The organism is Mesorhizobium sp. M8A.F.Ca.ET.161.01.1.1 (assembly GCF_004792105.1).
Classification (GTDB): Bacteria; Pseudomonadota; Alphaproteobacteria; order Rhizobiales; family Rhizobiaceae; genus Mesorhizobium.
In genome coordinates, this window is the sequence record NZ_SRTD01000005.1 from 426,949 (window position 1) to 449,901 (window position 22,953).

At 63.8% G+C, this 22,953-nt stretch carries 21 protein-coding genes and 1 tRNA gene; 11 read left to right on the plus strand and 11 right to left on the minus strand.

The window, feature by feature from the left end; translation table 11 throughout:
• Nucleotides 1-6 precede the first annotated feature (6 nt).
• Nucleotides 7-83 (plus strand) — tRNA-Met (locus tag EN804_RS16295).
• Nucleotides 84-451: 368 nt separating this feature from the next.
• On the opposite strand, the gene EN804_RS16300 is transcribed toward EN804_RS16295, so the two are convergent.
• Nucleotides 452-1,369, minus strand: a complete 918-nt coding sequence (locus tag EN804_RS16300) for a LysR family transcriptional regulator (RefSeq protein WP_127872302.1) — start codon at nucleotides 1,367-1,369, stop codon at nucleotides 452-454.
• A 140-nt stretch (nucleotides 1,370-1,509) separates the two neighbouring features.
• On the opposite strand from EN804_RS16300, the gene EN804_RS16305 reads away from it, so the two are divergent.
• Both EN804_RS16305 and EN804_RS16310 read left to right on the plus strand, forming a co-directional pair.
• A complete protein-coding gene (locus EN804_RS16305; RefSeq protein ID WP_127279804.1) occupies nucleotides 1,510-2,148 on the plus strand; it encodes a DsbA family protein in 639 nt (212 codons plus the stop codon).
• A 40-nt stretch (nucleotides 2,149-2,188) separates the two neighbouring features.
• Complete coding sequence (locus EN804_RS16310; RefSeq protein ID WP_127872303.1) at nucleotides 2,189-2,800, plus strand: NAD(P)-dependent oxidoreductase; 612 nt, start codon at nucleotides 2,189-2,191, stop codon at nucleotides 2,798-2,800.
• A 209-nt stretch (nucleotides 2,801-3,009) separates the two neighbouring features.
• Here EN804_RS16310 and EN804_RS16315 read toward each other — a convergent pair whose 3' ends face one another.
• Together EN804_RS16315 and EN804_RS16320 are read right to left on the minus strand one after the other, a co-directional pair.
• Nucleotides 3,010-4,455 (minus strand): ROK family protein, encoded by a 1,446-nt coding sequence (locus EN804_RS16315; protein WP_135865864.1) that lies wholly within the window; start codon nucleotides 4,453-4,455, stop codon nucleotides 3,010-3,012.
• Nucleotides 4,456-4,489: 34 nt separating this feature from the next.
• The gene (locus tag EN804_RS16320) at nucleotides 4,490-5,398 is read right to left on the minus strand and encodes a tagatose-bisphosphate aldolase (protein WP_135865862.1); all 909 of its coding nucleotides are present in this window, start codon (nucleotides 5,396-5,398) and stop codon (nucleotides 4,490-4,492) included.
• A gap of 280 nt (nucleotides 5,399-5,678) precedes the next feature.
• On the opposite strand from EN804_RS16320, the gene EN804_RS16325 reads away from it, so the two are divergent.
• The 4 genes from EN804_RS16325 (at nucleotide 5,679) to EN804_RS16340 (ending at nucleotide 9,906) form a co-directional block, all read left to right on the plus strand.
• The gene (locus EN804_RS16325) at nucleotides 5,679-6,584 is read left to right on the plus strand and encodes a sugar-binding transcriptional regulator (RefSeq protein WP_135865860.1); all 906 of its coding nucleotides are present in this window, start codon (nucleotides 5,679-5,681) and stop codon (nucleotides 6,582-6,584) included.
• 432 nt (nucleotides 6,585-7,016) lie between these two features.
• Nucleotides 7,017-7,994 carry an ABC transporter substrate-binding protein gene (locus EN804_RS16330; RefSeq protein ID WP_096457947.1) on the plus strand — a complete coding sequence of 326 codons (978 nt, stop codon included), beginning with the start codon at nucleotides 7,017-7,019 and terminating at the stop codon, nucleotides 7,992-7,994.
• Between the two features lie 102 nt (nucleotides 7,995-8,096).
• Complete coding sequence (locus tag EN804_RS16335; RefSeq protein ID WP_127279899.1) at nucleotides 8,097-9,158, plus strand: ribose ABC transporter; 1,062 nt, start codon at nucleotides 8,097-8,099, stop codon at nucleotides 9,156-9,158.
• Nucleotides 9,151-9,906 (plus strand): ATP-binding cassette domain-containing protein, encoded by a 756-nt coding sequence (locus tag EN804_RS16340; RefSeq protein ID WP_127279898.1) that lies wholly within the window; start codon nucleotides 9,151-9,153, stop codon nucleotides 9,904-9,906. The genes EN804_RS16335 and EN804_RS16340 overlap by 8 nt, the downstream gene beginning before the upstream one ends.
• 37 nt (nucleotides 9,907-9,943) lie before the next feature.
• Here the strand turns inward: EN804_RS16340 and EN804_RS16345 are convergent, their stop codons facing one another.
• The 5 genes from EN804_RS16345 to EN804_RS16365 all read right to left on the minus strand — a co-directional run bounded on the left by EN804_RS16345 (nucleotide 9,944) and on the right by EN804_RS16365 (nucleotide 15,284).
• Nucleotides 9,944-10,720 (minus strand): ATP-binding cassette domain-containing protein, encoded by a 777-nt coding sequence (locus EN804_RS16345; RefSeq protein ID WP_135865858.1) that lies wholly within the window; start codon nucleotides 10,718-10,720, stop codon nucleotides 9,944-9,946.
• Nucleotides 10,717-11,565: an ABC transporter ATP-binding protein gene (locus EN804_RS16350; protein WP_189524522.1), complete on the minus strand. Its 849-nt coding sequence runs from the start codon at nucleotides 11,563-11,565 to the stop codon at nucleotides 10,717-10,719. Before EN804_RS16350 ends, EN804_RS16345 begins: the two co-directional genes overlap by 4 nt.
• Entirely contained in the window at nucleotides 11,562-12,392 is an 831-nt protein-coding gene (locus EN804_RS16355) for an ABC transporter permease (protein ID WP_135865855.1), read from the minus strand. Before EN804_RS16355 ends, EN804_RS16350 begins: the two co-directional genes overlap by 4 nt.
• Nucleotides 12,389-13,375: an ABC transporter permease gene (locus EN804_RS16360; protein WP_127872311.1), complete on the minus strand. Its 987-nt coding sequence runs from the start codon at nucleotides 13,373-13,375 to the stop codon at nucleotides 12,389-12,391. Before EN804_RS16360 ends, EN804_RS16355 begins: the two co-directional genes overlap by 4 nt.
• Before the next feature lie 298 nt (nucleotides 13,376-13,673).
• Nucleotides 13,674-15,284, minus strand: coding sequence for an ABC transporter substrate-binding protein (locus EN804_RS16365; protein ID WP_135920252.1), 1,611 nt, complete (start codon nucleotides 15,282-15,284; stop codon nucleotides 13,674-13,676).
• A gap of 369 nt (nucleotides 15,285-15,653) precedes the next feature.
• Here EN804_RS16365 and EN804_RS16370 point away from each other — a divergent pair, with 369 nt between their 5' ends.
• Nucleotides 15,654-16,844, plus strand: coding sequence for a Xaa-Pro peptidase family protein (locus tag EN804_RS16370; protein WP_135920254.1), 1,191 nt, complete (start codon nucleotides 15,654-15,656; stop codon nucleotides 16,842-16,844).
• A 177-nt stretch (nucleotides 16,845-17,021) separates the two neighbouring features.
• On the opposite strand, the gene EN804_RS16380 is transcribed toward EN804_RS16370, so the two are convergent.
• The 3 genes from EN804_RS16380 to EN804_RS16390 are packed head-to-tail and all read right to left on the minus strand — an operon-like array spanning nucleotide 17,022 to nucleotide 19,517.
• Nucleotides 17,022-17,438 (minus strand): cupin domain-containing protein, encoded by a 417-nt coding sequence (locus tag EN804_RS16380; RefSeq protein WP_135920256.1) that lies wholly within the window; start codon nucleotides 17,436-17,438, stop codon nucleotides 17,022-17,024.
• 6 nt (nucleotides 17,439-17,444) lie between these two features.
• On the minus strand, nucleotides 17,445-18,311 hold the full coding sequence (locus EN804_RS16385; protein WP_127872314.1) for a phosphoenolpyruvate hydrolase family protein: 867 nt from the start codon (nucleotides 18,309-18,311) through the stop codon (nucleotides 17,445-17,447).
• A gap of 9 nt (nucleotides 18,312-18,320) precedes the next feature.
• Nucleotides 18,321-19,517: a Tm-1-like ATP-binding domain-containing protein gene (locus tag EN804_RS16390; RefSeq protein WP_135920258.1), complete on the minus strand. Its 1,197-nt coding sequence runs from the start codon at nucleotides 19,515-19,517 to the stop codon at nucleotides 18,321-18,323.
• Between the two features lie 100 nt (nucleotides 19,518-19,617).
• On the opposite strand from EN804_RS16390, the gene EN804_RS16395 reads away from it, so the two are divergent.
• The 3 genes from EN804_RS16395 (at nucleotide 19,618) to EN804_RS16405 (ending at nucleotide 22,952) form a co-directional block, all read left to right on the plus strand.
• A complete protein-coding gene (locus EN804_RS16395; protein WP_135920260.1) occupies nucleotides 19,618-20,301 on the plus strand; it encodes a TetR/AcrR family transcriptional regulator in 684 nt (227 codons plus the stop codon).
• Nucleotides 20,302-20,660: 359 nt separating this feature from the next.
• A complete protein-coding gene (locus tag EN804_RS16400) occupies nucleotides 20,661-21,977 on the plus strand; it encodes an ABC transporter substrate-binding protein (protein ID WP_127279271.1) in 1,317 nt (438 codons plus the stop codon).
• Nucleotides 21,978-22,046: 69 nt separating this feature from the next.
• Nucleotides 22,047-22,952: a sugar ABC transporter permease gene (locus EN804_RS16405; RefSeq protein ID WP_015315632.1), complete on the plus strand. Its 906-nt coding sequence runs from the start codon at nucleotides 22,047-22,049 to the stop codon at nucleotides 22,950-22,952.
• Nucleotide 22,953: the final 1 nt, after the last annotated feature.

A 22,953-nucleotide genomic window follows, 5' to 3' on the forward strand; every position in this document is an offset into this window, starting at 1 on the left:
CGGTGGCGCGGGGTGGAGCAGCCCGGTAGCTCGTCAGGCTCATAACCTGAAGGTCACAGGTTCAAATCCTGTCCCCGCAACCAAATACAAATGAGCCCGCCATCGTGCGGGCTCTTTTGTATTTTGCTGTCGTGGCCCGCCGATCTTAACCTGTCATCAGCGGCCCGCAAGGAGGCAAAGCCGACGCCGCAGGACCGATAACTCAAATCCTATCCCCAAAACCAAATTAAAACGCCCGCCAGAATCAAACCCGGAGGGCCGTTTCGCGTTCGCACCAGAGATCAATCCGCCCCCCAGGCGAGAACAAGCCCGCGACGCACAACAAACAAATCCCACCGACCAAAACAATCCATACAAACGCCCGTAGCAATCGCCGCGGGCGTTTTGTTTTTGGGAGATGGCATAACCGCTTTAATGTAAGTCATTCCTGACCTTCCGCGGCGGTCACATCTCACAGCATCGCGCTGCCGCGCGATCGTTTTTTCTCGGCGGCGGCGAGCAGGTCTACAAATACGCGTACCTTGGCGGGCCTGAACCTTGCCGGCGGAAAGACGGCGTGGATGCCGCCGGTGGGCAAGGCCCATTCGGCAAAGACCGGCACCAGCCGTCCTTCGGCGATATCATCGCTGACGCTGTAGTCGGGAAACACACCCAGCCCTATGCCGGCAAGCACGCAGGCGTGGGCGGCCGGGCTCTTGTCGCATGTGATGACCGGATTGAGCTCGGTCAGCACCTTGTCACCATTCCTGGAAAACAGCCATTGGCCGACACCGCGAAGCTGGGCGTTTCCGACCCAGGCCAGCGATCGCGCCTGGCGCGGGCTCACACCCTGCGGCAGGCTCGCGGCGAAGGCAGGACTTGCCACCACGATCTGCCGTATCGTGCCCAGGCGCCGCGCCTGGTTCGAGGAATCGGCAAGCCAGCCGACGCGGATGCCGAGGTCGATCTGCTCGTCGACCAGATTGCTTACCGCATCGTCGAAGATCGCCTCGACGCGCATATGCGGATAGGTTTTCAGATAGGCGGCGATGACCGGCGCAACGATCTTCGTGCCGTAGTCGAGCGGTGCGGTCAGTCTCAGCATTCCCGCCGGTTCGACGCCACCGCGCGAAATCTCGCCATAGGCGGCTTCCGCTTCCCGCAGAATGATCATTGCACGGTCATAGAAGAGGCGTCCCTCTTCTGTCGGTGTGACGCGGCGCGTCGTGCGTCGCATGAGAGACGCGCCCAGTTCTTCCTCGAGCTTGCCAATCTGATGGCTGACCACGGCTTTGGCGACGCCAAGTCGGTCGGCTGCCGATGTGAAGGACCCGGTCTCCATCACGGTGGTGAAGTAAATGAGTCGATTGAGGTTCAGCAGGTCGGCCAAAGTGATCGCTTTTGTCTGATTGGATCAGACAGTTTGTATTATTGGTAGCCATTTATCGCAAGACCGCCCGCTGCCACATATGGGCCAGGACATTTGACGGTCAGGTCGCGGGGAGCCCCGCCAACGGACATCAGGCAATCATGCGCAACTCAGGCGTGACTTACCTTTTCGATCCGCTCTGCGGTTGGTGCTACGGCGCCACCCCAATGCTGGACAAATTGATGGCAGGCGGCGTGCGCGTCGAATTGCTGGCGACCGGCCTGTTTTCCGGCGCCGGCGCGCGTCCGATGGATGAGGGGTTTGCCGCCCATGCCTGGGCCAACGATCAGCGTATCGAACGTCTGACGGGACAGCCGTTCACGCAGGCTTATCAGCGCAACGTTCTAAACGTTCGTGGCACTCTGCTGGACTCCCATACCGCCACGCTCGCCATCAGCGCCGCAGGCCTGGAAGATCCCGGCCGGCGGCTGACCGCGCTGAAGGCGATCCAGCGGGCACGCTATGTCGACGGCCGCGATATCGTCACCGCCGGCGGTGTCGCCGAGGTGCTCTCCGCCGCTGGCATGGCGGATGCGGGCGAGTTGCTGGCGGCGCCAACGGAGCGGCTGCTGACGGCTCACCGCGAACTGGTCGGTCGCGGCCGCGCGTTGTTCCAGCGCTTGCATGCCAATGGCGTGCCTTCGCTGGCGGTCATCCGCAACGAAGCGCCCCGGCTCATCGGTTCGAACGCGCTGTTCGGCAGCTTCGACAATCTCGTCGCCCATATCGCTGCGGCCTGATCTCCACCCAATCAGCCTCCAACAGGAAATGGAAGAAGACATGGCAAAAGTTGCTCTTATCGGCGCCTCCGGCGCCGTCGGTTCGCGCCTGCTCAAGGAACTCTCCGACCGTGGCCATACGGTCACCGGCATCGCCCGCAGCCCGGAAAAGATCGCGGCGCTGCCCGGCGTGACCGCCAGAAAAGGCGATGTCTTTGACAGGCAAGGTCTCGCCGATTTGATCCGCGGACACGACGTGGTGATCAGCTCGGTGCATTTCCTGGACAGCGACCCCGATACGTTGATCGCAGCGGTGCGTGACTCCGGCGTGAAGCGGTATCTCGTCGTGGGCGGCGCGGGCAGTCTCGAAGTCGCGCCCGGCAAGCGGCTGGTCGACACTCCCGAATTCCCCGAGATCTACAAGGCCGAAGCACAGAAGGGCGCCGACTTCCTGGATAAGCTCAAGACGGTCGGCGATCTCGACTGGACGCTCCTGTCGCCTTCGGCCCTGTTCGTCCCAGGCGAGCGCACCGGCAAATACCGTCTCGGCAAGGACACGCTTCTCGCCTCGGACAAGGGCAGCAGCATTTCCTTCGAGGACTATGCCATCGTCCTGGTCGACGAGATCGAGAAGCCGGCGCATGTTAGGCAGCGCTTCACCGTCGGCTATTGATACAGCGCTGCGCAAGTGACGAGCGTCGCAAAGTGACCGCTCGTCATCTTCGCTAGTCCTCAGGCTGGAAACGCGGGCCGGCGATTGCCGTGATGACCGAGATCATGGATGCCATGAGGCTGAAGCGGCGGCATGCCGAATCCGCCTGGCAGATCGCTCGCAGGACGCTTCGGCTGCCGCCGGCATGACCGGCGCTGGCACCGAGCGACTCAGGCGTCGCTGGCCAAGGTCGCGCGCAGCCATGCGGTGATGGCATCGAAGTCGATCGGCCGCGTGGTGTCGACGTCGAACAGCGGTCCGCGCCGCAGCGGTTCGGCGCGCTTGGCCAGTTCAATCAGTTCAGGGATGTAGGCAGCGCCGGGATGGCCGGGGAGGCGCTGGCCGAGCCTGGCGCCATAACGTTCGGCCAGAACCTCGCCGGGCGCGTGGCACCAGATTTCGACGGTATGTTCGACGCCGGCCCTGCGCAGATGATCCTCGAGCACTTGCCGCGGCTGGAAACCGAACCAGGCATCGACGATGAAGGTGCTGCCGGCCGGGGCGTCGCCGACCAGCGACCAGATTGCCTGGTAGCTGGCGCGGCCGAGTGTGCGGTTGAATTCGCGGTCGGCACCGCCGAGCACTTCGAGGAACGGGTTCTTGACCGTATCGAGTGCAAGCAGCGGCCATCCCATGCGGTTGGCGATGCCGCGTGACACGGTGCTCTTGCCGCTGGCCGGGATGCCGTTGACGAGCACGGCGCGTCTGGCGCGGCCAAGGTTAACGGAAAGCGATGTCGATGCCGGAGCCGAAAGCGCCTGGAGCCCGGCGCCGATCACACCGGCATCGTCGCCGAGCTGTGCCGGTTCGACCGGGCATTGGTACCAGGGCGCCAGCGCCGGCGCGTGGCCGAGCGCTCTGTGTGCCGCGAGGCCAAGCCCACCGCCAAGCAGGACGACATCGGGGTCGAACATGGCGACGGTGGTATCGATCGCCGCGCGCAGCGGCCTTGCCCAGGCTTCCAGTATGCTGCGCGCCTCGATATCGCCGGCCACGTCGCGAGCAAAGAGCTGGTCGACCGAAACGTCAGGCCCAAAGCCGGCGCGCGCGATGTGGCGGCCAAGCGCCGTGCCGGAACTGGTGGTTTCGACACAGCCGCGCCGCCCGCAGGCACAGACCTCGCCGTCGACGTCGACGGTGATGTGGCCAAGTTGCCCCGCCGTTGCCCGGCCGCGCATGATCCGTCGGTTCTGGGCGACGGCGCCGCCAATGCCGGTGCCGATGGTGAACATGGCGATGTTGTCGTGGCCCCGGCCGGCGCCAAGGGCCATCTCGGCGGCCAGCGCCATGTTGCAGTCATTGTCGAGGACAACAGGCTTGCCGGTCATGCTTTCCAGCCGCTGCGCGAGCGCGACCGAGGCAAGGTTGACGTAACCTCCCGACAGGACAGCGCCGCGGCGCGCGTCGACGCGTCCGGGAACACCGACGCCGATGGCCGCCACGTCGGGCGTATCGAGAAGGCGCACCATGTCGGCGATCCGGCCAAGCACCAGTTCCGGGTCGGGTGCGCTTTTCTCGCTGAGGCGTTTGAGGATTTCACCCGTGCCCGAGATGCGGGCGGCACGCAAATTGGTGCCGCCGATATCGATCCCTATGGCCATCGACTTATGTGGCATGATGTCCTGCACGTGCCGGTGATCCAACGGAATGTCAGGCGGCGGCCTTTTGCCGATAGTGCCCGATCACCGCCTGGATCTCGCGCAATCGCGGCACCGCGATGGTCTTAAGCCTTTCGCGCTGAATGTCACGGTCGAGCGAGATACAGTCCTTCCACAGTGAACGGCCGGCGATCACGCCGGAGGCACCATTTTGCATGGCGATCTCGACCTGGCCGAGGAAGGTGGCGTGGTTGACGCCAGCCGAAAGTACGGCCCACGGCACTTCGCCGGCCATTTTTGTGATATTGGCACAGGCTTCCGGCGTTCCGGGGTAGGGAAGCTTCAGCACCTTTGCGCCGCATTCCAGCGAAATCCTGGTACCTTCCTCGACCAGCCAGGGCGTCTTGGCCGCATAGTCTTCCGGACTTTCTCCGTCGAGCTGATAGGTCAGGAATTCGACGACGAGCAGCAGGTCCTCTTTGCCGAAGTCGGTAATGCACTGGCGCAGGATGGCGATGTTGTGTTCGTTGGCCTGCGGCTTGTCGGCCCTGAGATAGACCATGATCTTGCCGCCCGTGCCGCCGAGTTCGCGCACGCGCCGCGCGTCGATGCCGGGAACCAGCCGCGACAGGCGGTAGCCTTCCGGCGAAAGGTCGAACCCGGACGCGTCGAGGCCGATGAGGAGTGCGGTATCCCGGTTCAGCACGCCCTCGTCGACCACTCTCGGCACCGCGCAGAGCGGGTCGAGCAGCACGCAGGACGCAGCGCTTGCGAGGTAGCGCGTGATGTCGGCCTTGGTGTCGCCGAGCATGTCGTTGGTGATCCTGGCCTGGTCCGCGGGATCCGACGCCAGCAAGGTGCGCATGCCGCCGCGCTGGTCGCAAGCGATGGCCACCATGGCGCCGTCCTTGCCGCATATCTGCTGGTAGCCGCGCAGTTCCGCGGTGGTCATCTTCGTCATGGTTTTCTGTCCGATGTTGGCGCTCTCTCGCCGAGGCGCTGATCCCGTGGAAACAATGGTCAGTTTGCCTGCCTGCCGGCAGGAAGATTTTGCCGCCTGATGCATCGCCGGCTGCCAGCACAAGCAGCCTTGCCGGCGCGTGGCCTGGTATGGCCCTCAAGTTGCGAGTTCACCGGATTTGCGCGATAACTCCCATCGGCGTATACGTGTGTAACACGTTGCTGAAAGGAATTGCAAGCTGTCTGTTCCCTCCGTCCAGGACGCGACCGCATCGCGCACGATGCTGCACACGGTTGCCAAGCTGCACTATGTGGAGGAGATGTCGCAGGTCGACATAGCGCGGCAGCTCGGTGTCTCCACTGCGACGATTTCGCGTTTGCTGCAGAGGGCGCGGGCCGAGGGCATCGTGCGCATCGAGGTCATCGACCTGGCGACGCCGGAGGATATCACCAGGCAACTGGTCGACGGGCTGAAATTGCGGGATGCCGCGGTTGTCGAGACGCCGGCGGCGGGTGGGTTGACGGCGCTTTCCGCCCCGCTTGGCGCTTTGCTCAGGCAGGCGCAGCTGGTTGCCGGCTCCGTGGTCGCCATCGGTTGGGGGCGCGCCGTGCGCGAGGTCATCCGATCCGGCCTGCCGCGCATGCCGGGCGTGCTGACAGTGGCAGCAACCGGCGGCATGCAGCAGCACGCGGCGCATTTCCAGGTCAACGAATTCGTGCGGCTTGCCGCGGAGGAGTTCGGCGGCACACCGCGCTTCATCCACGCCCCCTATTTGCCGTCGAGCGAGCTGCGTGAGGTCTTCCTGCGCGACGCCGCCATCCGCGACGCCGTCGCCTTGTGGGAGAGAACCGATGTGGCGATCGTCGGCATCGGCCTGCCGCACGCCATAAACGCGCCCGAGGCGAGCGCAGCCACGCCGAGCGAGCAGGCGCTGGTTCACGCGGCCGGCGACGTGCTGCGTCATTACTTCGATGCAGAAGGCGCCCTGATCGCCTGGGAAGGGGAGAGCCGTATGATCGCCATGTCGCCGGCGCAGCTTCGCGCCGTGCCGCTGGTGATCGGCGTCGCCGCCTCGCCTGAGAAGGCGACGGCAATTATCGGCGCCGTTCGTTCCGGGCTCATCAACACGCTGGTGACGGATACCAAGACGGCGCAGGCCGTCCTCGCGGTTCTTGCAACGCGATAGCGGCAGATATGCCGGACGGATGCCGCGCCGTGGCGCGGAGAGAAGCCGTTGCGAAATCGATTGTATCGCCGTGGAGTCGGGACGATAGTTCGCCTGGGCTCCGAGGAGCAGTCGGATGGTGTCTGGAAAAGGCTGCGTTGCCGTCTCGGAAAAACCGAGTTGCAATTTATTTCTGCAAAGTGTTACAAATTGCGGACCCGGCGTGCAAGGCATGCCGGGCGCCGTGGTTGCCTGACGTCGCGGAGGCGAGGAAAGCGAGCACGGCGATTGTGCCGGTCGGCTGGCCGGCTGACAGACTGGAGGGCGCTTGGGAGGAGCTGCCCGCGAAAGGCAAACAGGCGTTCCCGGCCGTCGGCATCCTGCCCCCGCGCGGATGACGGCCATTCCAATGTCACCGCAAACGGCAGAATTGCCAACAATGAGGAGGATGTCATGAAGAAGATCGTTGCCGCGCTCGCGGCGCTTGCCGTCAGCGCGACGGTGCTGATGGCGCCCGCGCAGGCACAGGACAAGAAATACACCATTGCGCTCATTCCGGGTCTCACCACCGATGGCTTCTACATCACCATGCGCAAGGGTGCTCAGGCGGCTGCCGATGCGCTCGGCGTGAACCTGGTCTTCCAGGGTGCTCCGGACTTCAACCCGGTCACCCAGGTGCCGGTGCTCGACGCAGTCATCGCCAAGAAGCCGGACGCGATCCTGATCGCGCCGACCGACAAGGTTCAGCTGGTGGAACCGCTGCGCAAGGCCAATGATGCCGGCATCCCGGTCATAACCGTCGACACTTTCATCGGCAGCGGCGTCTACCAGACGGGTGCCGGCGACGCCGATTTCCCGCTGGCCTACATTGCCTCGGACAATGTGCTGGGCGGCGAGATCGCGGCGCGGGCGCTGGCCACCGCCATTGGCGACAAGGGCAAGGTCTATGTGTCGAACGTCAAGCCCGGCATTTCGACCACCGACCAGCGCGAAGAAGGCTTCAAGAAGGAGATGGCCAAGCATACCGGCATCACCGTTCTGGAAACCCAGTTCAATGACGACGACGCCAACAAGGCCGCCTCGCAGCTGCAGGCTGTCTTCGCGCGCAATCCCGATCTCGTCGGCGTGTTCGGCGCCAACCTATTCTCGGCGCTCGGCGCCGCCAACGGCGTCAAGCAGGCGGGACAGACGGGTACCGTCAAGGTGGTTGCCTTCGATGCGCCGACCAGCATCGTCGACAACATCAACACCGGCCTCGTGGACGTGGCAATCGCCCAGCATCCGGCCGAGATCGGCTATTACGGCGTCGTTTCGGCCTATGCCCACCTGACCGGCCATTCGATCCCGGTCACGATCGGCACCGGCTTCACGATCATGGACAAGTCCAACATCGCGGACCCGAACATCTCGAAGTATCTCTACTCCGAGTAAGCCCAGACGAGCTTGGCTCCTCCCGGTTTTGCCGGGGGGGGTCGTGCCGGGTCCCGCAAAAGGGCGGGGCCTGTTTGAAGGCAGCCGCGCCGCGGAGTATTCATGACCTCGACATCACCAGCCCAGCCTGCCGAGAAGCATGTCGCCCCCCAGGCCGATCATGGCGATCCGGCCAGGAGCCTGATCGGACGCATCGCCGAAGGGCGCGCCTGGCTGTTCCTTGCCGGCCTGATCATCTGTTTCGAGATATGGTCGAGATACGCCTTCGGCGCGACGTTCGTGCTCAACCCGTTCAACCTGCAATCCATCGCGATCTTCGCGATAGCGCCGCTGCTGCTGGCGACCGGCCAGACCTTCGTCATCATTTCAGGCGGCATCGACCTGTCGCTCGGCTTCATCATGGGCCTTGCCGCAGTCGTTGCCGCGCATGCCACCAATATGGCGGGCGCCGCCATTCCCTTGCCGCTGGCCATGCTCGCGGGCATCCTCGCCGCCGTGATCGTTGCCGGTGTGCCCGGCATCATCAATGGTCTGCTGATCTCACGCCTCAGGGTGCCGCCGTTCATCGGTACGCTCGGCATGTTCGGCGTCGCGCGCGGCGTTGCCTTCCTGCTTGCCGGCGGCACCACGGTGCCGGTGCAGAATTCTTGGTTCGCGCTGCTCGGCAACGGCAAGTTCTATGGCGTGCCCTATCTGGTCATGATCGCTGCCGTCTTCGTCATCGGCATGCACTACCTGCTCAGCCAGACGCGGTTCGGCCAGCACAATTATGCCATCGGCGCCAATGTGCAGGCGGCGCGGCGCGCCGGCATCGATATCAGGGGCCACATATTGCGGCTCTATGTGCTGTCGGCGATGTGCGCCGGCCTTGGCGGGGCGCTCTACGCAGCGCGCTTCACCGCCGGTGCGGCACAAGCCGGCGAGCCGCTGCTGCTCGACAGCGTCGCGGCGGTGGTGATCGGCGGCGCCAGCCTGTTCGGCGGCTCCGGCACGATCCTGGGCACGGTCGCCGGCGCGCTGGTGATCGCGGTCATCCAGTACGGGCTGGTCTTCGTCAATGTCGAGCCGTTCTGGCAATTCATCGCCGTCGGCGTCGTCATCATCATTTCCGTGCTCATAGACCAGGCGCAGCGCCGGTTCAGTGGAGGCCGCCAGGATGAATAGCACCGACCAGAACACCCCCTTGCTCGAAGTCCGCAACCTGTCCAAGCATTTTGGCGCCGTGCGTGCACTCAGCGATTTCTCCATGGCCGTGCGGCCGGGCGAAGTGGTGGCGCTTGCCGGCGACAATGGCGCCGGCAAGACGACGCTGATCAAGGCGATCTCGGGCGTGTTCCAGCCGACGGGGGGCGAAATCCTGCTCGGTGGCCAGCCAGTGGCTTTCGCGACGCCGCAGGAGGCGCGCGAAAAAGGCATCGAGACGATCTACCAGGATCTGGCTCTGGCCGACAATCTGTCGATCGGCGCCAACATCTTCCTTGGCCGCGAACCGATGCGCAAGGCGTTCGGCTTCCTGCCGGTGCTCGATCGCAAGGCGATGGCAGAGGCCGCCAGGGAGACGATGAAGCGGCTCGATTTCCATGTCAGCCGGATGAACGCCCCGGTCAGCAATTTCTCCGGCGGCCAGCGCCAGGCCGTCGCCATCGGCCGCGCCGTCTACTGGGATGCGCAGATCCTGATCATGGACGAACCGACGGCGGCATTGGGCGTGCCGGAGCAGCGCAAGGTGATCTCGCTGATCCACCAGCTCAAGGCGCAAGGACGCGGCGTGATCTTCATCTCGCACAATCTGCAGGACATCTTCGCGGTTTCGGACCGCATCGTCGTGCTGCGGCGCGGCGTTCAGGCCGGCGAGCGCAAGATTTCGGAGACCAACCATGATGAGGTCGTCAGGCTGATGGTCGGGGGATAGGCGGGTTCTCTCAGTGTGATCTTGCTCGAAGACCGGATCATGGTCTGCTTCTGTCCAATCTGGGCGCGGCCGCCACCAGCGCCTTGCCGACGGCCGATTGCGGTGCGTCGATAACGGTTCGGGCATCGCCGCTCTCGGCAATCCGCCCGCCGTCGAGAAGGATGACGCGGTGGGCGATCGCGCGCACCACGCCGAGATCATGCGAAATGAAGAGATAGGCGATCCGTTCCTGGTGCTGCAGGTCGAGCAGGAGATCGAGGATCTGGCCGCGCACCGAGACATCGAGCGCCGACACCGCTTCATCAAGCACGATCAGCGACGGCTTGGTGGCGATGGCGCGGGCAATCGCCACGCGTTGCCGCTGGCCGCCGGAGATTTCATGGATGGCGCGCGGTGCAAGACCGGCCGCAAGGCCGACCCGCTCCAGCAAGGCAGCGATGCGGCGCGGCCGCTCGGAGCGCGAGGCGACGCCATGAATGCGCAAAGGGTCGTCGAGGACGCGCGCCACGGTGGCGCGTGGGTTGAAGGCGGCGAGCGGATCTTGGAACACCATTTGCAGGCGGGCGCGGCGCACACGCAAGGGCGCGCCGCGCAGCGCCAAGAAATCATCGCCTTCGAATTCGATGCCTCCGCCATCCGGCTCGATCAAGCGCAACACCAGTCGCGCGATCGTCGATTTGCCGCTGCCGGAAGGCCCGGCCAGCGCCAGTGTTTCGCCGGGTTCGACATGAAAGGAGACATCGTCCACCGCGGCGAGGGTCTTGCCGCCGCGACCATAGCGTTTGGTGAGCTTGGACACCGTCAGCAGGCTCATCCATTCAGCCCGCTTCGGTTCAGCAAGGGTTGGGCGTCGAGGCCGATATGGGCGTCGAGCAGCGCGCGCGTGTAGGCTTGGGCGGGTGCGTCGATCATCTGCGCCGTCTTGCCAAGCTCCACCAACTGGCCATGTCGGAAGACCGCGATGCGTTCGGCAAGTTCGGCGGCGAGCGCGATGTCATGGCTGATGAACAGCAGCGTCATGCCGTCCTCTGCCACCAGCCGTCGGATCAGCACGACGATCTCGGCCTGCACGATGGTGTCGAGCGCGCTGGTTGCCTCGTCGGCGATCAGCAGTTTCGGCCCGGCGACAATCGCGGCGGCAATCGCCACACGCTGCTTCTGGCCGCCGGAAAGCTGGTGCGGGAAGGCGCGCAGGGCGGAGTCAGGGTCGGGCAAGCGGACGCGTTCGAGGAGGGTTCTGGCCTTGGCGTATGCCTGCTGCCATGTGAGGCCGAGATGGGTGCGGGCGACTTCGGCGATCTGCTTGCCGATGGTCATCACGGGATCGAGGCTTGCGGAGGGATCCTGAAAGACGAAGCCGATGTCGCGGCCGAGGAGGGGTGTCAGGTTTTGTCCGGAGTGAGACTTTGGCGTTCTGCGTTCTACGGCATCCAACGTTGGTAGAGAGAACCACTCGATGCTGCCTTCAATTTTCGAAGACAGTGGCAACAACCCCGCGATCGCCAGCGCCAGGGTGCTCTTGCCCGAACCGCTTTCACCGATGATCGCAAGCCGTTCGCCTGCGTGGAGATCGATAGTGATGTTCTTCAGCGCCGTGACCTCGATGCCATCGCCGCGGTAGGTCACCGAGAGATCGCGGATCCACGCCAGCGCGGTCACGACAGGCCCCTGCGCACGGCCGTCGTCTCGACGATGCCTTCGCCGGCGAGATAGACGCTCAATACCGTCAACACCAGCGCAATGCCCGGGACGATCGACAGGAACGGCGCGGTGCGCAAGACAGTGCGGCCTTCCGCGATCATGCCGCCCCAGGTGACCCGGTTGGGATCGCCGAGGCCAAGGAAGGACAGGGCCGCTTCGGTGAGGATCGCGGCGGCGACGATCACCGATGACATCGCCAGCACCGGCGGCAAGGCGTTGGGCAGCACTTCGCGAAAGGCGATCTCCATTGGATGCATGCCGATGACACGGGCACCGGCGACATAGTCGCGCTCGCGGATCGACAGCACTTCCGCGCGGGCAATGCGCGCCGGTCCAGTCCAGGTTCCGAGCGCTATGGCCACGACAACGACGCCGAGCGAGGGGCCAACCACGCTGACGAAAGCCAGCGCCAGTAGGAAACCAGGCACGGTCTGGAACGCGTCGGCAATGCGCATCAGCACTTCGTCGACGAGGCCGCCGGCAAAGCCGGCCAGCGTGCCGACGATCGCACCGACGACAAGGGCCGCGGCGGCCGCGGCGAGGCCGACAGCCAGCGAGGTGCGGGCGCCGTGGAACAGTTCGGCCAGCACGTCACGGCCGAGCCGATCGGTGCCGAGCGGCAGCGACCAATCCTGGAATGGCGGCAGCAGCGCGGGGCCGGCAATGGCTTGCGGATCCCCGGGAAACAGTAGCGAGGCCGACAGCGCCATGGCGAACAGCACCGCCAGAAGGAGAGTGCCGGCAACCGCCTCGGGCGTGCGCAGGAAGCGGCGCAGACGGCTCATGCGCCCGCCTCGCTGGCGCCGACGCGGGGGTCGAGAAAGGCATAGGCGATGTCGACGAGCAGGTTGATGAGGATGACGAGCACCGCGCTTGTGAGGATGATGCCAAGCAGCAAGGGGGTGTCGCGCGCGGCCACCGCTTCCTGCGCCAGCCGGCCGAGGCCGGGCACAGCAAAGACGCTCTCGATGACGACGCTGCCGCCCAGCATCTGCGCCGATTGCAGGCCAAGCATGGTGACCAGCGGCAAAAGTGCGTTGCGGGCGACATGAGCGAGCACGATGCGGCGGCGCGAAAGCCCCCTGGCGCGGGCGGCCAGCACGAAATCCTGGCGCCAGGCCTCGGCCATGCCGGCGCGCATCATGCGCAGATAGAGCGCCAGGTAGATGAAGCCGAGCGCGGATACCGGCAGCACCAGATGGATGGCGATGTCGGCGGCGCGGTCGAGACCGGTCCTGTCCGATGCCAGGGTTTCGATGCCGCCGATCGGCAACCAGCGCAGGTCGACGGCGAAGATCACGATCAGCACCAGGCCGAGCCAGAAGCCAGGCACCGCGTAGAGCGCCAGCGAGGCGACGGAGAGAAAACGGTCGCGGAAGCTGCCGGGCCTTGCGCCGGCATAGATGCCGAGCGCCGAGCCGAGGCCGAAGGAGAGCGCGGTGGCGCTGACCATCAGGATGAGCGTGGTCGGCAGGCGTTCCAAGATGACATCGCGGATCGGCCGGGAGAAAGTGACGGACTGGCCGAGGTCGAGATGCAGCAATGCCCAGAGATAGTTGGCGAGCCGGGTCAACTCCGACTGGTCAAGGCCCCAGCGATGGCGCAAGAGCTCGATCATGCCGGCGTCGCCGCCGGTCGAGACGATATAGGCGTCGACTGCGTCGCCGGGCGCGGCTTCAAGGAGAAGGAAGGTGCCGATGACGACGATAAGCAGAACGAAGATGCTGCCGATGAGGCGACGACGCAGGAGGACGAGGGCGCGAGTCATAATGATGGGACGCCGCTTGTAAACTTCTGAGGCCGTGCTCCACGGCGCCCCCCTCTGTCCTGCCGGACGCCCTGGCCCGAGCCACGGGTCTCGGCCCGTCCTTCGGACCCCCCACGAGGGGGGAGATCAGTTGTCATCGCGGCTTTCGCCAATCGCCAACGTTGCAGGGAAGTGCGAGGCGCGGAAACCGCCAATCTCCCCCCTTGTGGGGGAGATGTCCGGCAGGACAGAGGGGGGCGCGAAGGAACTCTCATTCTCCGAATCTGAGCACCCCAAACTTCGATCCGCAAGTGCGGGATCAGCCCGCCAAATAGGTGTCCGCCCAGTTCGACACCGCCCAGCGCGGGTTGTTGGCGATGTTTCCCACCTTGTCACTGGCGACGCTGATAAAACTCCATTCGGCGACGTTGATCAGCGGCAGGTCGGCCGTGACTTGCCTCTGGAACTCCTTGTAGAGGTCGGTACGCGCCGTGGTGTCGAGCGTTTCCGATGCCTTGGTGATCAGCGCGTCGAGCGCAGGGTTTTTGTAGCCGCCCTGGTTGGAGAACGGCACGCCATCCGGAATGCCGCTCTGCACCAGGATGGTGGTCGAGATCGCCGGGTCGCCGCGGAAGACCGGCGGGCCGACCGCGAGGTCGAAGGCGTGGTCGGTGTAGACTGCCTTGATGTGGGCGGCCGAGTCGTTGTTGACCAGTTGCGCGTCGATGCCGATTGCCGCGAGCGCCTGGCGCAGATAGTCGCCGAACTGTTTGGTCTCGTTGAAATAGGGGGCCGGCAAGAGCTTGAGCGAGAAGCGGTTGCCGTCGGCGCCTTTCTTGTAGCCTGCCTCGTCGAGCAGGGCGTTGGCCTTGGCGACGTCGAAGGCATAGGTCGGCACGTCGGCGGTGTAGAATTGCGGATCGTTCTTCGGCACCGGGCCGGTGGCGGTGGCGGCATAGCCGAGGAACACCGTCTTGACGACGAAATCCTTGTCGATGGCGTGCGCGATCGCCTGGCGCACCTTCACGTCGGCCAGTTCCTTGCGGCGATGGTTGATCTCGACGACGAGCTGGTAGGTCAGCCCCTCATAGCCCTTGGTGATGACCTTCAGGCCGGGAACCTTGGAGATGCGGTCGAGGTCGGCCAACGGCACGGCCGAGAAAGCCGCGAGCTGGATTTCTTGCGCTTCCAGCGCCGCAGCGGCGGAGGTGCGGTCGGGCAGGACCTGATAGATGATCTCGTCGAGATAGGGCTCGTCCTTGCCCCAATAGTCCGTGTTCTTCGTCAGCCGGTAATACTGGCCGGCCTTGTACTCGCCGAATTTGAACGGACCGGTACCGATCGGCGCGTTGTTGGCCGGGTTGTCCTCGATCTTGCCGACCTCGTAGATGTGCTTCGGCACCACGCTCGACAGCGCCGGCAGGGCGTTGCGGATCAGCTGGAACGGTGTCGGCTTGGCGAATTTGAACACGGCGGTCAGATCGTCTGGTGTGTCGACCGCGCTGAGGTCCTTGAACACGGTGCGGCCGAGATTCTGCAGCGGCTTCCAGATCTGCAGCGCCGAGAAGGCGACGTCGGCCGAGGTGAATGGCTTGCCGTCATGCCATTTGACTCCTTCGCGCAGCTTGAACGTCGCCGACAGTCCGTCGGCGGCCCCTTCCCAGCTCACCGCCAGCCGTGGCGCAAGCCCGTCCTTGCCGTCGAAGGAGGCTTCCGCCAGCGTCTCGACGATCTTGCTGGAGATGAAGAAAACGCCGTTCGAGGCGACGATCGCCGGGTTGAGATTGCGCGGCTCGGAGTCGGCGGCAAGCACGAGCCGGCCACCCTTCTTCGGCGTCTGTGCCCAACCCAGCACCGGCATGGCCGTGGAGGCCAGCAGCATCGCCGAGCCGGTAAGCATGGTGCGTCTGGAAATGGTGAAACCTGACATGATCGAACTCCGTCCTCTCCGCGCGACCCGACCCGGGCGCGACACCCCTAGAACGCCGGCGTGCATCGGCATCCTTGCGGCGGGGATTATGAGCCTTGCGAAGGGTTTCGCCAGAGACGGAATTGGCGCATCCTTGCTTGGCTTTGAAATTTACGTCCGCTGGACCAGTTTGGCATAAGTTCATTCAATTCCTTTGTCTGGTAGGACCAGATATCCGGATAGCTGGACCGAATACCGGCTTGATGCCGCATGGACGGGCATTCATAACGTTTCTGGCTGGACCAGAGTGAGCAAAATAGTGCAGATTTGATCGCGAGCCAGCGGATCGCTGCGAAACAGCGACGATCCCGGCAATTCAGGGAGAGAGTGATGAACATTGCGCCGGGCAAGGGTGCCGTCAGCAATATCCCGTTCGACCAGGCACGGGTCGACCGGCTGATGGAGGAGGCCGGCATCGACGTGCTGCTCGCGACCTCCAAGCACAACACGCAGTACCTGCTGGGCGGCTACAAGTTCATCTTCTTTGCCGCCATGGATGCGATCGGCCACAGCCGTTACCTGCCGATCGTCGCCTACGAAAAGGGCGGACCGGACCATGCGGCCTATATCGGCAACCGCATGGAGGGCGGCGAGCACCAGAACCATCCGTTCTGGACGCCGACGCTGCATGCCGCCTGCTGGGGCACGCTCGACGCCGCGAACCTTGCCGTCGAGCATGTCAGGAAGATCGGCAAGGAGGGCGCGCGCATCGGTATCGAACCCGGCTTCCTGCCGTCGGACGCCTATGCGCTGATCCGCAAGGCATTGCCCGACGCGAAATTGATCGACGCGACCGAGATGCTGGAGCGCATGCGCGCCATCAAGACCGATGCCGAGCTCGAAAAGCTGCGCACCGCCTCCGAGTTGATCACCGATTCCATGCTGGCGACCATCGCCTGGGCGCATGAAGGCACGACCAAGGCCGAGATGATCGAGCAGGTCAGGCGCGAGGAGACCAATCGCGGCGCGCATTTCGAATATTGCCTGCTGACGCTTGGCTCCAGCCACAACCGCGCCGCCTCGCCACAGGCGTGGAAGAAGGGCGAGGTGCTGTCGATCGATTCCGGCGGCAATTATCACGGCTATATCGGCGACCTCTGCCGGATGGGCATTCTGGGCGAACCCGATGCCGAGTTGGAGGATCTGCTGGCCGAGGTCGAGACGGTGCAGCAGGCGGCGTTTTCGAAGATCAGGGCAGGTGTGCTTGGCGGCGACATGATTGCTTACGCCGAGGGCGTGCTGAAGAAATCCACGGTCGCGCCCTATACGGATTTCTTCGCCCACGGCATGGGCCTGATCACCCATGAGGCGCCGTTCCTGATGACCAACCATCCGGTGACCTATGAAGGCACCTATGCGGCCAAACCGCTTGAGAAAAACATGGTGCTGTCGGTGGAGACCACCATGCTTCACCCGACGCGCGGCTTCATCAAGCTGGAGGATACGCTGGCGGTGACTGAGGCGGGATATGTGATGTTTGGCGATCGCGGGCGGGGTTGGAATAGGGGTGGGATTTCATGATGCCCAAGGCTGGCGCTGCCCCTCATCCGCCTGCCGGCACCTTCTCCCCGTAGAACGGGGAGAAGAAGGCAGCTTCGGCGATTGGCGAAAGCGGCGATGACAGCATATTTCTCCCCGTCACTATACGGGGAGAAATATCCGGCAGGACAATGAGGGGCGGCGCGACCCTCGAAGGGTTCACTCCCCCGCCGGCACCAGCCTGAAATCCGGCAGCTCCCTTAGCACCAGCTCCGGCCCGGCCGGCGAATAGACCACAAACAGCTGCATCGGCCCGTCACCCCTGTTGAGCGTCGAGTGGAACCGGCTTTCCGGCACATAGATTGTGCAGCCGGGGCCAACCTTTTCGACCACCGGATTGCCCTTCTCGTCCTCGACCATCTGTTCGCCGTGGCCCGAAATGACGAAGATGATTTCCTCGGCGCCCGGATGGTTGTGGCGGGTATGGCCCTTGCCCGAGGGCAGGTCGACGACGCCGCCGGAAAAGCGGGTCGCGCCATTCACTTCGGGCGCAACGGTCAGGGACAATTTCCCCCAGTCGAAGCCGAAGGCGCTGACGTCCTTCGGATAGACAAACACCTTGCTCTTGTCGGTCATCTCTCATCATCCCTTCTTTTTCTTCGCGGGCGCTCTGTCGTCGCCCAGTGTGACGGCCTTGAAATCCGCCGTCTGCCTGGCGATCGCGGCTTCCGCCGGCAGCCGTTCCATCGAGCTCGCGCCATAGAAGCCGTGCAGGCCCTTGGCATGGGAGAGGATGTAGCGCGCATCGTCCGGCATCGAGATCGGGCCGCCATGGCAAAGCAGGATGACATCCTTGCGCACCGAGCGCGCTGCCTCGGCAATGGCGTCGATGGCAACGACGCAGTCGTCGAGCGACCTGGCCGAGGTGGCGCCGATCGAGCCGCCCGTCGTCACCCCCATATGGGCGACGACGATGTCGGCTCCGGCCTTGGTCATGGCACGCGCTTCTTCGGGGTTGAAGACATAAGGCGTGGTCAAGAGGTCGAGCTTGTGCGCCTCGGCGATCATGTCGACCTCGAGGCCGAAGCCCATGCCGGTTTCCTCGAAACTCTGCCGCATGCTGCCGTCGAACAGGCCGATGGTCGGAAAATTCTGCACGCCGGAAAAGCCCATCGTCTTCAGTTCCGCCAAAAGCAGCGGCATGATGACGAAGGGATCGGTGCCGTTGACGCCGGCCAGCACCGGGGTTTTCTTGACCACCGGCAAGACCTCGTAGGCCATTTCCTTGACGATCTCGTTGGCGTTGCCATAGGCGAGCAGGCCGGCGGCCGAGCCGCGACCCGCCATGCGGTAGCGGCCGGAATTGTAGATGATGATCAGGTCGATGCCGCCGGCTTCCTCGGCCTTGGCCGACAGGCCGGTGCCGGCGCCGCCGCCGACGATCGGCACGCCCTTGTCGATCATTCCCCTGAACTTCTTCAATATGTCCTTGCGCGGTATGGCTGGCATGTCTGGGTCTCACTGTCTGGCAATGTCGAGGAAGGCGGCGGTTGCCGCTTGGGCGAATTCGGGGTCGTTGATGTGCAGCGGCAGGCGGGTGACGCGGCGCGTCGCATTCGGCCTGATGGTGCGCTCGATGGCGTCGAACAGGACGGCGTCGGCTTCCGGATCGAAGAAGGCGCCGCCTTCGATGTCGAGCGCGGAGACGCCTTTTGCCGGGATCAGAAAATGCACCGGACCTTCGCACTGGGCGAGCCTGGTGCCGATCCATTCGCCGATCGCGCGGCATTCCTGCGCGGTCGTGCGCATCAACGTGACGTTGGGGTTATGCTCGTAGAACAGCCGGTCGCGATGCTGTTCCGGGATGGTCGAAGGCGCCCAGAAGTTGATCATGTCGAGGGCGCCGACCGAGCCGACATAGGGCAGGCCGGTGCGGGCGATGGCACCGAAACGATCCTGCGTCGCCGGCAGAACGCCGCCGAACAGCAGGTCGCAAACCTCCGTCGTGGTGATGTCGATGACACCTGACAGCAGGCTGCTGTCGGCCAATTTCTCCATGCTGCAGCCTCCGGTGCCGGTGGCATGGAAGACCATGCAGTCGTAGACGTCGCGCAGTCGATCGGCGATTGCGGTCACGCAAGGCGTGGTGACGCCGAACATGGTGAGGCCGATCGACGCCTTGCCGTCCGCTGCCGGCGCTGGATTGCCTGCCATGCCCGCTATCGCCTGGGCGGCGTTGTGCAGCACGACACGCGACAGCCGGTTGAGGCCGGCCATGTCGGTCACCGATGGCATCATGACGATGTCGGAGACGTCGACATAGGGAGCGGTGTCGCCGGAGGCAAGCGTCGAGACCATGATCTTAGGCAGGCCGAGCGGCAGCGCGCGCATGCCCGCGGTGACGATCGAGGTGCCGCCGCCGCCGCCGATGCCGATCACGCCGGCAATGTCATTTCGCGACTGGATGAATCGGGTGAAGGCGACGCCCATGGCGGCGACCGCCGCGCCACGGTCATTGCCGCCGAGCACGGCCGTGCTGCCGCCGGGATGATGCGCCGCGACATCGGTGGCACCGATGTCGACAGATATTGTTGCCTCTCGCGTTCCGACATCGACACGGCAGACTACTGCGCCGGTGGCAGCGATGGCATCGGCCAGGAAGCCGAGTTCCTCGCCTTTCGTGTCAGTCGTGCCCACCACATAGACGCGCTTCATCAAGGGTCCCCAATCCCGGCGGCTGCGATGCGTTTGTCTCATCGCCAGGGTCGCGCTGGGCTGCCATTGCAATTTTTTGAGACGCGCGTATCGTATTGGTATGGATGTCTCACGTCAACAACCGGCAACGAACGACGATACCGGTGAGAGAGCCGAGCGCGGACCCCGCGCGCGTACGAAACGGCTGATGCTGGAGACGGCGACAAGGCTGATGCAGGCGGGTGTCACCCCGTCGGTCAGCGAAGTGGCGGAGGCGGCGCAAGTGTCGCGCGCCACCGCCTATCGCTATTTTCCGAGCCAGGCAGCCTTGGTGCAGGCGGTCGTCGACGAGGGGCTCGGGCCGATCCTCACATGGAAATCCACCGCCGCCGATGCCGAGCGCCGCGTGGCCGAACTGTTCGATACGGCCATGCCGCGCATCGAGGCCTTCGAGGCCACATTCAAGGCAGCGTTGAAGTTGTCGCTTGATCAATGGGCGCGGCGCCAGGCGGGCACGCTGGGCGGCGAGCCGGCCTTCACGCGCGGCCATCGGGTCGAATTGCTGAAGGAGGCGCTGGCGCCACTCAAGGGCCGCTTGCCGCCGCGCGACTTCAAGCGGCTGGCGCAGGCGCTGTCGCTGATCTTCGGCGTGGAGGTGCTGATCGTGCTCAAGGATATATGGGGGCTGGACAGCCGCCGGACGATGTCAGTCGCGCAATGGGCGGCGCGTGCGCTGGTGCGCGCGGCGATCGCGGAGTCGGCCGTCGATATGGCCCCGATCATGCAGGCAACGACACAGAAATAGCGCTTATCTGGTTCTACCAGATTTGGGTGTCGACCAGCGATAATAGTTCCAATGCAAAAGTCCGTACAAGGCCAAAGCGTATCAATGAGTAGGAAAATATAGAGAAAACAGGTGGATAAGTCTGGAATTCGCCGACTTTGTCCGACATCACTGCTCAAGAAAGGGCTTGACGGGCATTCACAATTGGTAATACCAGATTTGGAAAGAAAAGCGGATCGAAAGTGAGGGCTGCGATCCATTTCCGGACAGGGCGAGGAGGCTCCGAATTCGGAAAGCGCGACCACGGGAGGAACTACCAGGGCCGGCTCCGTCGCCGGCTCGCAAGACAGGGTAGAATGCGCACAAGGGAGGAAATCATTATGCGCAAGTTAGTGACCAGCATGCTTGCTGGTATCGGCTTAACGCTTGCCTGCGGAACGTCCGTCTACGCGCAGGAAAAGTCGCTCACCATCTTCTGGGCGGAGTGGGATCCGGCCAATTACCTGCAGGAACTCGGCAACGAGTACGAGAAGGAAACCGGCGTCAAGATCACGGTGGAAACCACGCCCTGGTCCGACTTCCAGACCAAGGCCTTCACCGAGTTCAACGCCCATGGCGACGCCTATGACCTGGTCGTCGGCGACTCTCAGTGGCTCGGGGCCGGCTCCACCGGCGGCCACTATGTCGACCTGACCGACTTCTTCAAGAAGCATGATCTCGGCAACGTCATGGCACCGGCGACGGTGAAATATTATGCCGAGTATCCCGGCAACAGCGGCAAATACTGGGCGATCCCGCTCGAGGGCGACGCCGTCGGCTGGTCCTATCGCAAGGACTGGTTCGAGGATCCCAAGGAAAAGGAAGCCTTCAAGGCCAAGTATGGCTACGACCTCGACGTGCCGAAGGATTTCAAGGCGCTGCGTGACATCGCGGAGTTCTTCCACCGGCCGGACCAGAAGAGATACGGCATCGCCATCTACACCGACAATTCCTATGACGCGATGGCGATGGGCTTCGAGAACGCGCTGTTCTCCTATGGCGGTGAATTGGGCGATTACACGACCTACAAGGTCGACGGCCATATCAACTCCGACAAGGCGGTTGCCGCGCTCGATGCCTACAAAGAACTCTACAAGTTCACACCTCCGGGCTGGGCCAAATCGTTCTTCGTCGAGGACAACCAGGCAATCACGGAAAACCTGGCCGCGATGAGCATGAACTTCTTCGCGTTCTTCCCCTCGCTGATCAACGAGGCCTCGAACCCGAATGCCAAGAACACCGGCTTCTTCGCCAACCCTCCCGGTCCAAATGGCGACCAGTTCGCCGCACTGGGCGGGCAAGGCATCTCCGTCATCTCGTATTCGAAGAAGCAGGACGAGGCGATGAAGTTCCTCGAATGGTTCATCAAGGACGAGACCCAGAAGAAGTGGGCGGCCCTCGGCGGCTACACCTGTAGCCAGGCAGTGCTCAAGTCGCCTGAGTTCCAGAACGCCACGCCCTACAACAAGGCCTTCTACGAGACCATGTTCAAGGTGAAGGACTTCTGGGCGGTGCCGGAATACGCCGAACTGCTGCAGCAGCTCAACCAGCGCATCTACCCCTACATGATCGGCGGCAGTGGCACCGCCAAGGAAACGCTGGACGCATTGGCTGGAGACTGGAACGCGACCTTCAAGAAATACGGCCGCGTGCAATAATCCTTCATGTCCCGCGGAGGGGGCGGTGTCGCCTCCTCCGTTTCTTTTTCTTGAACCGGGAGCAGGGTCTTGGCGACCACGATGATCACCACCCTCGACAGATCCTCGCGCGCCGCGGCGCGCGGCCTGAGCGATATCTCCATCCGCAATCTCTTCATCATTCCGACGGTTCTGTTCCTGATCGTCTTCAACATTTTTCCGCTGATTTACTCGCTCGGCTATTCCTTCACCGATTTTCGCGCGTCGACCAATGCGCCGGCGAATTTCGTCGGGCTGCAGAACTATCGCGACCTGCTCAACGACCCCTACGTCTGGTCGAACTTCGCCATCACGGCGAAATACGTGATTGTCTCGGTCGTCGGACAGTTGCTTGTCGGCTTCGGCGTGGCGATGCTGCTCAACCGGGATATCCCGCTCAAGGGTCTTATCACCACGCTGCTGCTGCTGCCGATGATGCTGTCGATGGCGGTCGTCGGGCTGTTCTGGAAACTGCTTTACGACCCATCATGGGGTGTCATCAACTATGCGCTCGGGCTCGGCAATTTCGAGTGGCTGGCCGATCCCAAGATGGCGCTCTACGCCGTTGCGTTGACCGACATCTGGATGTGGTCGCCCTTCGTCATGCTGCTGTCGCTGGCCGGCCTGTCAGCGGTGCCGAAGCATCTCTATGAGGCCGCCGCGATCGACCGCGCCGGGCCGTTCTACACCTTCTTCCGCATCACCCTGCCGCTGGTCGCGCCGATCCTGATGATCGCGGTCATTTTCCGCACCATGGAAGCGTTCAAGACCTTCGACCTCGCCTACATCCTGACCAGCCAGCCGACGGCCGAGCTGATATCGATCCGGCTCTACAAGATGGCGTTCCAGGAATGGCAGACCGGGCGCTCCTGCGCGATGGCCTACATCGTGCTGATCATGGTGCTGGCGATCACCAACATCTACGTCAAATATCTCAACAAGGTGAAGGAGCGCTGAG